General features: G+C 41.4%; 12 protein-coding genes. 11 read left to right on the top strand and 1 reads right to left on the bottom strand.

The genetic code is table 11. The annotated features are described in order from the left end of the window. Positions 1-193: 193 nt before the first annotated feature. The 7 genes from MHB46_RS22465 (at position 194) to MHB46_RS22490 (ending at position 8,895) form a co-directional block, all read left to right on the top strand. Positions 194-2,434 (top strand): right-handed parallel beta-helix repeat-containing protein, encoded by a 2,241-nt coding sequence (locus tag MHB46_RS22465; protein WP_341163469.1) that lies wholly within the window; start codon positions 194-196, stop codon positions 2,432-2,434. Between the two features lie 835 nt (positions 2,435-3,269). Further along, positions 3,270-4,220 carry a hypothetical protein gene (locus tag MHB46_RS22470; protein WP_341163470.1) on the top strand — a complete coding sequence of 317 codons (951 nt, stop codon included), beginning with the start codon at positions 3,270-3,272 and terminating at the stop codon, positions 4,218-4,220. A 29-nt stretch (positions 4,221-4,249) separates the two neighbouring features. Continuing rightward, complete coding sequence (locus MHB46_RS22475; RefSeq protein WP_341163782.1) at positions 4,250-5,044, top strand: ABC-three component system protein; 795 nt, start codon at positions 4,250-4,252, stop codon at positions 5,042-5,044. Between the two features lie 46 nt (positions 5,045-5,090). Next, a complete protein-coding gene (locus tag MHB46_RS26285) occupies positions 5,091-5,258 on the top strand; it encodes an ABC-three component system middle component 7 (protein ID WP_397367322.1) in 168 nt (55 codons plus the stop codon). Further along, positions 5,248-6,861 carry a DUF2326 domain-containing protein gene (locus MHB46_RS22480; protein WP_341163471.1) on the top strand — a complete coding sequence of 538 codons (1,614 nt, stop codon included), beginning with the start codon at positions 5,248-5,250 and terminating at the stop codon, positions 6,859-6,861. The genes MHB46_RS26285 and MHB46_RS22480 overlap by 11 nt, the downstream gene beginning before the upstream one ends. Positions 6,862-7,218: 357 nt before the next feature. Next, positions 7,219-7,644 (top strand): hypothetical protein, encoded by a 426-nt coding sequence (locus MHB46_RS22485; protein ID WP_341163472.1) that lies wholly within the window; start codon positions 7,219-7,221, stop codon positions 7,642-7,644. A gap of 945 nt (positions 7,645-8,589) precedes the next feature. Then, positions 8,590-8,895, top strand: a complete 306-nt coding sequence (locus MHB46_RS22490; RefSeq protein ID WP_341163473.1) for a hypothetical protein — start codon at positions 8,590-8,592, stop codon at positions 8,893-8,895. A gap of 119 nt (positions 8,896-9,014) precedes the next feature. Here the strand turns inward: MHB46_RS22490 and MHB46_RS22495 are convergent, their stop codons facing one another. After that, positions 9,015-9,140, bottom strand: a complete 126-nt coding sequence (locus MHB46_RS22495) for a hypothetical protein (protein ID WP_341163474.1) — start codon at positions 9,138-9,140, stop codon at positions 9,015-9,017. 158 nt (positions 9,141-9,298) lie between these two features. Between MHB46_RS22495 and MHB46_RS22500 the strand changes: the two genes are divergently transcribed. From MHB46_RS22500 to gdhA, 4 genes are all read left to right on the top strand, one after another. Continuing rightward, entirely contained in the window at positions 9,299-10,693 is a 1,395-nt protein-coding gene (locus MHB46_RS22500) for a TldD/PmbA family protein (protein WP_341163475.1), read from the top strand. A gap of 3 nt (positions 10,694-10,696) precedes the next feature. Further along, positions 10,697-12,040 (top strand): TldD/PmbA family protein, encoded by a 1,344-nt coding sequence (locus MHB46_RS22505; RefSeq protein ID WP_341163476.1) that lies wholly within the window; start codon positions 10,697-10,699, stop codon positions 12,038-12,040. 215 nt (positions 12,041-12,255) lie between these two features. Then, positions 12,256-13,647: a threonine synthase gene (thrC, locus tag MHB46_RS22510; RefSeq protein ID WP_341163477.1), complete on the top strand. Its 1,392-nt coding sequence runs from the start codon at positions 12,256-12,258 to the stop codon at positions 13,645-13,647. Between the two features lie 380 nt (positions 13,648-14,027). Continuing rightward, entirely contained in the window at positions 14,028-15,404 is a 1,377-nt protein-coding gene (gene gdhA, locus MHB46_RS22515; RefSeq protein WP_341163478.1) for an NADP-specific glutamate dehydrogenase, read from the top strand. The last annotated feature ends 166 nt before the right edge of the window (positions 15,405-15,570 follow it).

A 15,570-nucleotide genomic window follows, 5' to 3' on the forward strand; every position in this document is an offset into this window, starting at 1 on the left:
GAAATGGCTGGATGGGTTCAGTATCGGAGAAGCTTCGCCGAAAGAATCATAAACTTTAAGTCGGTATAAGTCGATTAAATAATTAAGGGCTTATATATACACAAATTTCTATATTAGAACATACCTAGCAGTGAACTTAGGCCCAAGCGTAGAAGCCGTATCTAAAAATAGAATTCATTCCAGGAGGTAAGCTATGAATAAGAGAACAGGCTTTAGATTTTTAGTTGTAATTATGATGATTTATGTATTTACTTTTAATCTGGGTGTGGAAACTGTAAAGGCAAATTCCGTATATTATGTTTCTACAACGGGGAATGACATCACTGGAACCGGTACACTATCAAATCCATGGAAAACCATACAAAAGGCAGCAGATACCATGAAAGCCGGAGATACCTGCATCATACGAGGTGGTACATACCGGGAAACAGTAACACTTCATACTTCCGGAACTTCTGCAAAACCCATAAACTTTAAGGCTTATACAGGAGAGAACGTAACGGTATCCGGTGCCGATCCGGTTACTGGCTGGAAAAATTACTCTGGATCCATCTATTATGCGGAAATGAAGGGTTCCCTTGGAACAAAAAATCAGATATTTGTTAATAAGCAAATGCAATTTGAAGCCAGATGGCCCAATTCACCAACACTTGATCCCTTAAATTTAACATATACAACAGTTGATTCCGGTTCCACTACAACCATCAAGGATGGAGACTTAACTCAGGCACCTGGATACTGGGTTGGCAAAACGGTTTGGAGTGTTCCGGGAACAGGCTACAAATCTTATAAAAGTACCATTACCAGCTCAAGTGACGGCTCCATTACCTTTGATCAAATAGATACTGCAGCGACAGGCGGTAACAGCTATTATATTACTGGTAACCTTAAAGATCTTGACAGTGCGGGAGAATGGTATTATGACAGCACTACTGGCAGACTTTATTTATGGGCACCTGGTGGAGTTGATCCGAATACTTTGACAGTAGAAGCAAAGAAGCGGACTTATGCATTTGATTTAAGTTCCCGCTCTTACATAAATATTACCGGAATTAATATCTTTGCCTCCAGCATTAAAATGTCAAATTCTAATTACTGTAAAGTTTCTAATATGATTGCGGAATATGTCAGTCATGATTCGGATGTTACCAGACAATACAGTACAGGGATATTTATGTCCGGTACCAATAATGAGCTTAGAGACAGTACTTTGACCTACAGTTCCGGTAATCTGGTGAGTATAGAGGGAACAGGAAATAAGGTAATTAATAATCTTATTCATGAAGCAAATTATTCGGCAGCGGATATTCCGGCAATCTATCTATTGGGGGCAAACCATCTAATCAGTCATAATACGGTATATAACGCTGGGCGTCATCTGATATTTATGCCTACCCAAAACAGCCAGATACAATATAATAATCTGTACAATGCAGGAAAGCTGACAAAAGACTGCGGAATACTCTATGAATTTGCCTGGGATGGGCAAGGGACGGTAATTCATCATAATTACATCCATGATAATCTGGCAAAGAATTATTCCGGCACTGGTATCTATCTGGATAACGGTAGCAAGGGCTATATTGTGCATCATAATGTTGTATGGGGAAACTATACAGGGATAAGATTGAATACACCCAGTAATTTTAACCTGATTTATAACAATACTACCTACAGTAACGGAAATGTAGGATATTGGGGAAGTAATTTTCAGTCAGATATGTACGGCGACAGAATTTTCAACAATATCTTTACTACAGCCTTTACACTGCCTGGTACTCATATAGAGGGAAATAATATTACCTCAGAAACCAATCCGTTATTTGTGAATCCCACAGCATATGACTTCAGGTTGCAGTCTACTTCTCCAGCTATTAATGCAGGGGTTGTAATATCTGGAATCACCAATGATTATGTTGGTGCGGCACCGGATATTGGAGCATATGAGTTCGGTGGAACTGACTGGACTGCCGGGCATGATTTTTCTTCACCTCCGGACCCGGTTTTTGAGAGTGTCAGCTTACTTTATGTTAATAACGTAAGGCAATCAGATTTCGAGAAAGGGATAATCTCACCATGGGCAGCAACATATTCAGATACTGCTGCAAGTGTATCGGTACCAAGAAGCGGCTCTAAGAGTGTTAGATTGGGACCCGGAGAAGATGGTATCGAGCAGGTACTTACGGGGCTAAGTCCTAATACCAGCTATATGTGTACCGCCTGGGTTAAGGCAGACATAGGAGAGCGGATTCAGATTGGCGTTAATGGCTTTGAAGGAACGGATGCATCCGCAACATCTGACAGTACATCCTGGACAATGGTAAACATTCCTTTTACAACCGGAGCAGGCGCTACCAGGGCAACAGTGTATGCTTACAAGAATCCTGGTACAGCATATGTTTATGTGGATGATTTTGGGGTAGTTGAGCAATAAATTATTTTACTGGTTTTATGTTTGACAGGATTGTCAGAAAGTCAGAAAAACCAAGACTGCCTTGGGGCAGATGGATCAGGAGGGACACTTTCAGTAGAAAATAAAAAAAGAAAGACCTAAAGACTCTGATCTAAAAACGATAGATTTTCCGCCAAGGGGCGACCAGACCTTAAGGTCATCATTTTTGTACACTCAAGGCATGTGGAGTGCGTGGTAGTAATATATCGAGATGAAAAGTATTGATGTACGAGGGTTTGAGAGCAATTTTAATATGTTCCTGCATTCAAAAAGACGCTTTAGGGTTGAGTGCGGGAATATATTTTATTTTCATTCACAATGCACGTGGTGTGCTGTGTGTTGTTGGTTAGGGAGTAGTGTTTTGGAGCCACATTTACCTGTTTGAATAGTTTAAACTGCCCGAACCCTCTTGAGTTCGGGCTATATTTATTATAACCCAAGTAATTAATTGAGCGGAGGGTATTCGATGAGGCTTCCGTTGATCAGTGGAAGAAATTGTTTTGGATAATCATTGGCAGAGTTGATGTTCGTCCGAACAATATCAAGTTTTCCAGTTTATCAGGACGATAAGTGTTGGGGTGCGAATCAGGTGTACATGGTTATATTGACTGAGTAAGGTCTATAGGACTAATTCAAAATGAGGCTCCTGACACTTGCAGGAATCTTTCTATTTGTCGAAAGTGGGAATATTTTCTGGAGTTTAAAACTTAAATAGGCTATGATTATTGTAGGTTTAGCACATCGTTAAATCGTGATTCCGGTAGCGAAACAGAGCGGGAAACATCAAGTATTTCAAACCAAAATGTGGAGGGCTAGTATGAGTTCAAAAATGAAGATGAGTTGGGCACTACACCCTACTGCTGGCAGAGTATCAGTCGATGATATTCAATTGGATGAGACCTTAAATGAATCACTTAAATGTGAGTTTTGTCATGTTGATTTAAGTTTTGTAGGAACGTATATAAAGCAGGACAACTATGTTGCACCAATTTTACGATTGAAAAAAGGTAGGAAGAACCATTTAGAATATGACGGGGGAGAATGTCCTTATAATAAATCTAACAACCAAACTCAGACACTTCGTAAAAGCAAAGTGGCGGGTGTTGTCCTTGATAAAGAAACTGTTATTAGGGTTAACATCCCTGTTGAATTAAAAAAATCTTTAATGGATTTATTATCTCAAGACTTAATACCTAAAAAGGAGAAATCGGAGAATCCTAAAACTAAAAAATCACCAGGGAATTATTCAAATAGTGAGGGCGAACTATCAGACTACATAAACTCAGCAAGAGCTTTCGCAAAAATAGCTAAATATTTTGAGCAAAATAAAGTTCAGAATTATCTTGAATTTAAGTTTTTTGGAATCACGGCAAGATGGATGGATATATATTTTGAAGAGTGGGATAAAGTTTATGAAAAATTCCAAACAAAATCACCAAAAGAACTGGTTTGCTTAAGAGGAGTTTATGCTTCAACGGGTCGACCATATGTAGATAATAATGGGTACGAGTGGATTCATATTAAATTAATGAAGACATCCATATCCTCAAAAACCACTTCTCAGACATTTACGCAAATCAAACTGTTTAAACCGATGTTCACCAATTTTTTGAAACAATTAGATGAAGCCAAGAGAAAAGCTGAGCCTATAGAAGTAACCTTCTTTGGAAGAATTGAAAGATACGAAAAGGATGGTAATAGAAACATAAAAGGCGTTGCCGTGCTGAGAAGGCAGATTCATTTTGAGAAAAGAAATATAAAGCATTAATTCAAAGTCATGGAGGGTCTATATTGGAAATGCCAGAATTAAATGATTCTTATCTCATAGCAAGAGTCTCTATCACAGAAAATACGGATAATGCACATTTGCTAGAGGTAGATGGAATATGTCCGTTATGTGGAAATTACTTGCTCATACAAAAAGGTAAACGTTTGAACAAAAAGTATCAAATTGCACATATATATCCGAATAGTCCAATCCCTCATGAAGTAAAAGAACTTGAGGGGCTTGAAAGACTAGGTACTAACTGCGAAGAGTTTGAAAATAAAGTAGCTCTGTGTAAGGATTGTCATGGATATTATGACGATCATAAGACTAAAGAAGAATATTTGAAACTAGTTAAGATCAAGAAACGTCTATTGGCTGCTTCTAAAGCCAAGATATCCACCTCACATCAAGACATAGAAGAAGAAATAGTATTAGTTATCAATTCATTGATGAGTATTGATCCTATAGCGCTACAAAAAATGGAGTTGGAATATAAAGCATTAAAAATTTCTAGTAAGATTGAGATGACATATTCCATTTTGAAAGCTAAAATAGAAACATACGTTTGTGTTTATTTCAATCTAATTAAAGAAACATTTCAGAACTTAGATCAAGAGAATAAATTAAACTTTGATTTAGTTGCTTCTGAAGTTAGATCAAGCTTCTTAAAATGTGATGAAGAAATTGTTAGTAAAAGTGAGATATTTGAAGCACTCGTAAAATGGCTGAAATCCAAATCAAATGGCTCATCAAGTGAAGCCTGCGAAGCAGTCATATCGTATTTTGTTCAGAGTTGTGAGGTGTTCCATGAAATTTCCCAATAAATTATATACTTATAATGAAAGTATTATTAGTAAACTTCCCATTATCATGAATGAAATAGAAAATGATAAGGATTTTTCCCTCTCTGATTTATATTCTAGTGTCATCAGTAAATTTCAAAATATCACCGAATTTCTAGATGCACTCGATTGTCTGTATGCATTAGGAAAAATAGAATACAGTTTTGATTCGAGGAGAGTTAACAATGTTATTTGAAATTATTTGCGATCAGTTCAAACAGAAGAGAGTTGAATTCCTTCCTACATTAAATACTGTATTAGGGGATGACATTGGGAGTAATTCCATTGGCAAGTCTACGTTTCTAATGATTATAGATTTTGTATTTGGTGGGAAAGATTATATTTTAAAGTCCGCAGAGATTCAAAGACATGTGGGCAAACATACAATAAAGTTTTGCTTCATATTTCAAGAAAAAAAATACTACTTTTTGAGAGACACCGAAGATTTGGAATCTGTAAGTGAGTGTGACGAATCATATAATGTTGTATCAAAAATACCTCTCTCACAGTATTGCGAATTTTTAAAGCATAGATACAATATACACCTCCCAAATATTAGTTTCCGAGATATAGTTGGGAGATATTCGCGAATTTATGGGAAAGAAAATCTAAATGAAAAGCGTCCTTTAGATATTGTTCATAATGAAGCTGCTGGAACTCCAATAAATGCACTATTAAAGTTGTTTGGATTGTTTAGCGTAATCTCGGAATTGGAGGACTTATTAAAGCAAAGAGAAACAGAACTAAGTGCTTATAGAAATGCACAGAGGTATAACTTTGTATCCTCGATTGGTAAACGAAAATATAATGAAAACTTGAAAGAACTTACCCAACTTGATGAGATAAAAGAACAAATTTCAAAAGATCTGGATAATAATTTATTAGATATTGATTCAGAAAAAGCAGAAGAAGTTATCAAATTAAAACAAAGACTTTCCGTTGCAAAGAGAAAGAGAAGTAAATATTATTCTCAATATGTAACTATCGAGAATAACATGAAAGAAAATTCACCAATAAGATCTGAACAGTTTGATGATTTGTTACGGTTCTTTCCTGATGCTAATATACGAAATATTGCAGAAGTCGAGAAATTTCATTATGAGATAAGGAATGTTTTAAAGACAGAATTGAAGGCAAAGAAAGGAGAGTTGAACAAAATAATTTCCGTATCACAAAATGAAATTGATACGATTGAAGAAAATATTAAGAAAATTATTCAGATACCAAATTTATCAAAAGCCATACTAACAAAATATTCAGAGATACAAAAAATGAGCGAAAAATTGGAAAGTGAAAACAAAGCTTATTTAACTTCAATAACTCTTAAAACATCTAGAGATGATACCAAAGCTCGCAGAGATCAAATGAGAAGAGATCAATTATATCTACTTCAAATAGAAATTAACACCAAGATGCAGGAGATTAATGATTATATATACTCTGAACAAAAGAAACCGCCTGTTATTACTTTTGATAAAAATCAGTATAAGTTTGAAACTATTGACGATACTGGCACAGGTACATTCTATAAGAATATGGTGGTGTATGATCTAAGTGTACTGGAGCTAACAGCATTGCCAATACTAATTCATGATTCTGTAGTCTTAAAACAAATTGCCGATGTAGCAGTAGAAAAAATATTGCTGAAGTACCTTCAATCAGAGAAGCAGATATTTATTTCATTTGATAAGAAAAAAGCATATACAGCAGGGACTCAAAAAATATTAATAGAAACAAAGGTTCTAGAACTTTCTCCTAACGGAAATGAACTATTCGGAAGATCGTGGAATAATAAATAACCTAACCCCTGAAGTACTCCGATGTTGTTGGGTTTGTGAAACTCACCGTCGGTGGTAGAGCGTTTGCAGGCATGCAAGAGGTCGTTGGTTATGATAGTCTCAATCAAATTAGCCTACGCATCGGCCTAATAGGTGTTGAGATAGTAAATCAGGTTGATGGATAAAGTGATTAAATAAGGTCATTAGGACTAAATTGAGACGGGACTCCTGCCACTTACGGGAGTCTCTTGTTCGTGAAACTAGGGATATTATTTGTCTATTACTTGGTGTATGGGACTATTTTTGTCCTAGTGTGCGAGAAGGGCGAAGACAAATAATAATTGTATTTATAAGGCACAGAAAGCGAGAATTGGATTATTGAAAAAAGAAAAAGCTATTCCACATCTAACTCCATTTGTTGCTAACAACATACAAAGATATAGCGAGGTATATACCAATTTAGGTTATATTATAAAGAACGCTAAGTTGCCTGAAGATGCAGGAGTGGGGCCTTTATTTTGCATTCTACCTAATAGTGAAGAGTTTTCTTCAGAACTTGACGCTAAAGATCGTTTAAGTGATAATGCAGTTTTGAAAAACTACATTAGTAGTACATTGCAATATACTATTAATTTGCAAGGGCTTTTAATCCATAAAATGGCTAATAAATATGTGAAGCGTAATTTGGATAAAATTTCTAGAGCGGTAAATAAACTTTGTGTTGTGGAAAACGTGGTGCCTCATATTAAATATCTTGATGGGACCCCCTTGTGTAGACCTTACATAAAAAAACCTAAATTATGATCTTGAAGAGAACATAGAGTACAACTGGCAGGGTGAAACCCCATTACGATATCCTGTATGTGGAGGTGATTACACATTTGCTGAAAAAAATATATATAACAATCTTCAAAAGATGATAAGAAGTTTAATTGCATCGGTGTCACTTAGGAGTTCTTTGCTGTCTGTGTTGAAATCAAAGGCTGAAGACATATTGACTCCTGGAACTCTAAACTTAACGTATCCTTCCTATTACTTGCGGAGTATCTGTTCAATGGATTTTAAATATAAGAACAGAGCTTTTAAAAAAAGTCCTGAGTTATTCAGAGATACTACATCCGAGGATTTTGATAATGAAAGGCAATATGATTTCTGTAGCCTCTAAACAGAACAGTTCACTTTTTTAAAAACGAAGTTAACCGTTGAAGTGCAAACATACATTCGTTTTAATATATATGATGGAAGAAAATATGCACGTTTGATCAAGGCACCTGCGATGGGACGTTCACAGCGAACAGAATTTATCCAAGAAAGTATATTGCTGATTTGTATCAACATTTTACACTCGACAAAATCGTTCCGCAGCACAATCAGTTCTATATATTCCACGTATTAACGTCATACCATATTATGGAAATAATACGATCATCGAGGATGCATGGAAAGTGGAAAAGTGTGCTTGAAGATTTGGAGTAACAGAATTTGATATTCTATGAAAAGGTAAAGCAACGTGAATATTTCAAAGCGAAGAAAGATTTAAAGCCATCAAAGGAACATCTACATAAATTAGAACGTATACCGAAGATCTCGTGGAATGGCGGTATAAAACCTGTTCCTGATCAAAGTGAATCTAGAAACAAAATCTTCGTGTGAAGCTAGAATAATATTTAATTCATCTAATATTACGTATCTACGTACCACATCCGTCATCATCCTTTGCTACACTTTGAATAAAAAGGAGATGATCACTTGGATACTCAACCTAAACAATTAAAGGGCAAAGAAAATACGAAGCCATCTGAAAATACTGCTGAAGAATACGAGAACTTGGTGCAGCAAGAAGACGAACACATAGAGAGACTTAAAACATGCACAAAGCTCATTTGGGATGCTCTAGCTATTATTTCTCAAAAGGCAAGCGTACTGCACATGGAAACCGTCAAAGAAGCGGCCGATCATCTTCATATCATGGAACTGGATCTTCGCAGGGAATTGTTTAAAGTTCGTTTGAAAAAAAGTATTTTGGCGAGCAAAATGAAGCAAACCCAAGCATAGCAGCGGAGGGGACGGAATCGTTCTGAAGAAGCGGAGCGTTCGCCTTTGAACCCGGATTTTTACCGTTAAAATATAATCAAAAAAATCTGGGGGCAACAGCGATCGGAAGAATGATCCGTCTACGTATCGCCCTCATATGCACGTACTTGCTCAATCGCCCAGTAATCAATTTGCTCAAATAACCCGACATGACCCTTCACGGTCTGATCGGGTTTTCTCATTTCAATCCCTTCATCCCCACCCATAAATCTTCACTCCCCTCGAAACCACTCGACACCCAAATAGTTACACCCACTCCCAACATCATGTATAGTAAAGTTATGGGAAATAAACATGAACCCGCATATAATCAGGAACGCTTAGCCGTACAATATGAAACATGGCAAAAACGAGGAGGAACGTGATGATACATCCAACACAGATTCAGGATATGCTGCAAGCCGCGCTAGAGACGGGCGGGGATTTTGCAGAGGTGTTCGTCGAGGACCGTACGAATGGACAACTGGGCATGACCGGAGGAGTCGTGGATACGGCGCTGTCAGGCCGGGATTTTGGGATTGGCATTCGGATCATGAAGGAGCATTTTTCGGTGTATGCCTATACCAGTGATATGAGCGAACAGAGCCTGATCCGACTGGCCAAATCGGCCGCCAAGGCCATTCGCGGCGGTGGAGCGCCAGGTACACACACCATTACACTCCATCCCCATGCGATCCCTAATCACCATCCAATTGCGATCATTCCTGACGCTTCACAGAAACGTGCCAAGATTGACATGATGAGACGGGCGCATGAGGCGGCAAGCCAATACGATCCTTCCATTACACAAACCTCTGTTGGGATTAGCAATTCAATCCAGAACGTCTTAATCGCCAATAGCAACGGGCTGCTGGTGGAGGATACCCGTACGTATACCCGCATGAGAATAAGCGCGATTGCGACTGATGGGGAGCATAGACAGTCCGGTTTCCGTGGGCCAGGAGCGTATGCAGGGACTGAATTCTTGGAGAATCTGAATATCGAAGAAAATGCGAGACACGCCGCTCGTATTGCCACCACGATGGTCAAAGCGGGATATGCACCTAGCGGCAGATTGCCTGTCGTAATTGAGAATGGCTTTGGCGGCGTTCTTTTCCACGAGGCGTGTGGACACGGGCTGGAATCTACGGCGGTGGCCCATGGAACCTCCGTGTTTGCCAATAAGATCGGGCAGCAGGTGGCTTCACCGCTTGTCACGGCTATAGATGATGGAACGATTCAGAACGCATGGGGCTCGCTCAATATCGATGATGAAGGGGCGCCGACACAGCGCAACGTACTGATCGAGAACGGTATTTTAAAAGGATATCTGATCGACCGCATGGGCTCGCGTCAGATGGGTGTGCCTGCGACAGGGTCAGGACGAAGACAGTCCTATAAATTTGCACCTGCGTCCCGTATGAACAATACGTTTATTGCGAACGGGGATTCTACGCGTGAAGAGATCATTGCGAATACGGAGTACGGAATCTATGCCAAATCGCTGGGTGGCGGGTCGGTGAATACCTCGACGAGCGAGTTTAATTTTGCGGTTGAAGAGGCGTACATGATTCGCAACGGCAAAATTGCCGAGCCGGTCAAAGGCGCAACGCTAATCGGCAAAGGCATTGAAACCCTGCAAAATATTGATATGGTCGGCAACAATCTGGATCATGGTCAGGGGATGTGCGGTTCGGTCAGCGGAAGTCTTCCGGTCAACTGCGGACAGCCGACAATTCGTGTGTCCGAGATGACCGTCGGCGGACGGAAGGGGGAATAGGCGATGAATATTCAGCAATTTCAGGAAGCGTTGTTCACAAAAGGCCGGGAAATCGGCTACGCGGATATGGAAATCTACTATGTAAATGGACGTTCTACCTCAGTGAAGGTACTGAAGGGAGAAATTGACCAATATACCATCGTCGAAAACGGTGGGCTTTCCTTTCGGGGTGTCATTAACGGGAAAATGGGTTATGCCTCTACAGAGAAGCTGGAACCGGACGTGATCGACTTTTTATTGGAAGAGGCTCGCAGCAACGCGGACATATTGGAAAGCGAGGAGCAGGATGAGCTGTTCGCAGGCTCTGAGAGTTACCCTGAGCAGCCTGCTTATGCCGCAGCGTTGGCTGACACGGCTCCTGAGATTCTGATCGAGGCGGCGCTAGAAATGGAACGTACAGCGCTTGCCGCAGATCCACGGATTGTGATGGCTCGGCATTGCTCGGTCAGCATTCGTGAAAATGAGGTTCTGATAGTAAATACAAAAGGACTGCACTGCCATCGTCGCAAAAGTCTGGCGAGCGCTTATGTGTATGTGATTGCAGCAGACCATGACGAGACGGTAACTGGGGGTTGGCATGATTATTCGCTGCGGAGCGTGGAGGAAATCGATATTGCGGATGTGGCGCGTAAAGCCGTAAAAGAGGCTGTTTCCAAGCTGGGTGCGCACACGATCCAATCGGATAACTATCCGGTCATTTTCCGTCATGATGCAGCAGCGCAATTGCTGGCTGCGTATACGTCGGTATTTTCAGCGGAATCGGTGGATAAAGGCTTTTCGCGATTAGCTGGGAAACTGGGGCAAAAGGTGGCAAGCGAGCGCATTACGCTGATTGATGATCCGCTGATGGAGAACGTTCCCGCAGGCAGTACGTTTGATGCCGAAGGCTGCGCAACCCATCGTAACGAGATCATCAAGGACGGAGAACTACGGACGTATTTCCATAACCGCAAGACGGCCCGCAAGGCTGGGGTGGAAAGTACCTCTAATGCTTCCAAGGGCAGCTATAACGGTAAAATTGGTGTGTCGTATCATAATCTGTATGTGGAACCAGGGACGTCTACGTTGGAGGACATGATTCGCAAGACGGATCGCGGGTTGATGATCGTCGAGTTGCAAGGGCTGCATGCGGGTACGAATACGGCGTCCGGTAACTTTTCGCTGGCTTGTCTGGGATACTGGATTGAGCAGGGGCAAGTGGTCAGAGCAGTCAATCAGATCACCGTATCGGGCAACTTCTTTGACGTGTTGCAGCAGGTAGAGGAAGTTGGCAACGATTTGCGTTTTACGGGAAGCTGCACATCCCCTTCGCTCAAGCTGGCTGCACTCTCGATTTCAGGTTCCTAATGACTGGAGCAGCCTTCTTTTTTCAGACTCACGGCCTGTTTCTGACGTTCCGATTGCCTAGTGATTACAGATGCCTGATGCATCAGGGTATGGTAAAGTAGGAGAAAGTCTGTGAAATATGAAAAAAAGGCTTGGTTACAGCACCGCGACAGGGTATTATAGACAATAATATATTCGAAAAAAGGTTCGAATTGAATTTTTATTGGGGGATGTATATGAGATATATAAGCACTAGAGGTCGAGTAGAAGCCAAGGGATTTATTGATACCGTGCTCATGGGGTTAGCTGACGATGGAGGTCTGATGGTACCTGAGCAGATTCCGACCGTGTCGGCAGCTACGCTGGAGCAATGGGCAACATTGAGCTACAGAGAGCTGCTGCTGGAAGTTTTTGCGCTGTATATCAATGATGAGATTCCTCGTGAAGATTTGGAGCAGCTGGTGGAGCGCAGTTACGCGAGCTTCCGTCACCCGGAAGTTACGCCAGTGAAGAAGATCAACGATTCCCTGTCTATTTTGGAACTGTTCCACGGGCCTACGTTCGCGTTCAAGGATGTGGCGCTGCAATTTATGGGTGAGTTTTATTCCTATGTGTCCAAAAAGCAGAATGAGATCATTCACATTTTGGGTGCAACCTCAGGCGATACCGGGGCAGCAGCTATTCAGGGCGTGCGTGGCAAGGAAGGCATTAAAATCTGTATTTTGCACCCACACCAAAAGGTGAGCAAGGTACAAGAGCTGCAAATGACGACAGTTGACGATGAAAATGTATTGAATCTGTCCGTCAAAGGGAACTTTGACGATTGTCAGAAGGTCATTAAGGACCTGTTTGCCGATCTGGATTTCAAAGCTAAACATCATTTGCGGGCAATTAACTCGATTAACTTTGTGCGCATTTTGGCGCAAACCGTATATTACTTTTATGCTTATTTCCGGGCGCAGGAGTCTGCCGGTACGAAAAAGATTAATATCAGCGTGCCATCCGGCAACTTTGGCAATATCTTTTCTGGCTTTCTTGCGAAAAAAATGGGCTTGCCGATCCATAAGCTGATTATTGCCACCAATGAAAATAATATTTTGGAGCGCTTCGTGAAGACAGGCGAATACAAGCCAGGCGACTTTAAAAGCACATACAGTCCTTCGATGGATATTCAGGTGGCGAGCAATTTCGAAAGATACCTGTATTACTTTCTCGGTGAAGATACAGCCAAGGTATCTGAATACATGAATAACCTCAAAACCGAGGGACGGATTGTGATCGGTGCAGAGGATTTGAAGCGTGTCCAGCAGGATTTTGAAGCGCTGGGTGCTTCGAATGAGCAGTGTCTGGAGCTGATCAAAAAATACAAAGCCGAGTACGATTATTTGCTGGACCCCCATACGGCATGCGGTATTGCTGCGTATGAGGCGTATAATGGCGCGGATGAAGTATGTGTGACCTTTGCGACAGCGCATCCGGCCAAATTTGATGAAGCCATCCGTCTGGTGGACATCAAGCAGGAGTTCCCGGCGCAAATTGAACAATTGTTCTCCAAATCGCAGCATCAGCAGGTGGTAGAGCATGACGAGGCAGAAATTGTGCGTCAGCTTGAAGCTTTTTATGTGTAAAAGAATGGGAAAGGAGGCTACGCCCTGCGCGCAGCCTCTTTTTTATTTCCATATTTTCCAGATGTGCTGTATGTTTTAGTTTCAATTTGTTCACATTATAATGCCATGTGGAGTAAGGTGTTAGGGCCTTAGAAATCGTGAAAAAAGCCCGTGAATCAAGGGATTTAGCTTTAATAAACTAACAGGCAATGAGAGGTTCATAGAGTTATTTGATGAAGGATACAAAAATTTTTTATAGGCGAATTAGATGTATTATTATAAAAAATCATGTATAGTTAACTAAATTTTATGAATACATAAAGTTCCACTCTCGAAGGTGCAGAATAACGTCGTTCCGTCATTTAACAGAGGGGCTAATTATAAAAGGGGTGTATTAAATAATGACCATGATCCGTCCAGAGCAGAGTCAAAAAGCAGCAGCCGAATATGTGCAGTCCGTTTTTGAGAAGGTTATCGCGCGCAATCCTCATGAGAATGAATTCCATCAGGCCGTCAAGGAAATATTGGATTCGCTAATTCCGGTATTGGCTAAGCATCCTAAGTATATGCAGCAGGGGCTTCTGGAACGGCTAGTGGAGCCGGAGCGAGTCATTACCTTCCGTGTACCTTGGGTGGATGATGCGGGGGTTGTACAGGTCAACCGCGGCTTCCGCGTGCAGTTTAACAGTGCGATAGGGCCTTATAAAGGTGGACTTCGCTTCCATCCGTCTGTATATCTGGGAATCGTCAAATTTTTGGGTTTTGAGCAGATTTTCAAAAATGCATTGACGGGTCTTCCCATCGGTGGTGGTAAAGGCGGTTCGGATTTTGATCCCAAAGGGAAATCAGATAACGAAGTGATGCGTTTTACACAAAGCTTCATGACTGAGTTGTATAAATATATTGGTCCAGATGCCGACGTTCCGGCTGGGGATATTGGAGTAGGTGGCCGCGAGATCGGTTACATGTTCGGACAATACAAGCGGATTCGCGGAGGACATGAAGGTGGCGTCCTGACGGGTAAAGGGATTCATTACGGAGGCAGTCTCACACGTACAGAAGCGACTGGCTACGGTTGTGTATATTTTGTAAACGAGATGTTGCAGGCGCAGGGATCGTCCTTTGAAGGAAAACGCGTCGTCGTGTCGGGCTCGGGGAACGTATCCATTTATGCGATTGAAAAAGCACAGCAGCTCGGTGCTACAGTCGTGGCATGTAGTGACTCGAATGGCTACATCTATGATCCAGACGGTATCGATCTGAAGCTGGTGAAGCAGCTGAAAGAAGTGAATCGTCTGCGGATTAGCGAGTATACTCAAGAGCGTCCAGGAGCAATCTATACAGAAGGCTGTTCGGGGATCTGGTCGATCCCATGCGACATCGCACTGCCATGCGCAACACAGAATGAAATTGACGAGCAAGCAGCCCAGCTGCTGGTAAGTAATGGCGTAAAAGCTATTGGCGAAGGTGCCAATATGCCATCCTCGCTACAGGCCATTGAAGTGTTTTTGGACAATGGGGTTCTGTTTGGACCAGCCAAGGCAGCCAATGCAGGCGGAGTAGCGGTCTCGGCGCTTGAAATGTCGCAGAACAGCATGCGCCTGTCATGGACCTTTGAGGAAGTGGATGCTAAGCTGCATGATATTATGAAAAATATCTATGCTAACAGCGTGAAGGCGGCTGAGGAATACGGCGTGCCGGGCAATCTGGTTGTCGGAGCCAATATCGCAGGATTTGTGCGTGTGGCTGACGCAATGCTGTCCCACGGGATTATTTAACTTAACGGTATACCAACCCTTATCTCCTATTACATGATGATTGATGATTGAATAAGTAAGCTAATGAAAACAAAAGCTGAGTGGCCCTGTGTGAGCCGCTCAGCTTTTATTTGCAAAGAGCACTTTATTTTTCTCAGGGACTTGATTTATTTTTAAAGAGGATGTA

The sequence above is a fragment of the Paenibacillus sp. FSL H7-0703 genome (assembly GCF_038003485.1).
GTDB classification, from domain to species: Bacteria; Bacillota; Bacilli; order Paenibacillales; family Paenibacillaceae; genus Paenibacillus; species Paenibacillus polymyxa_B.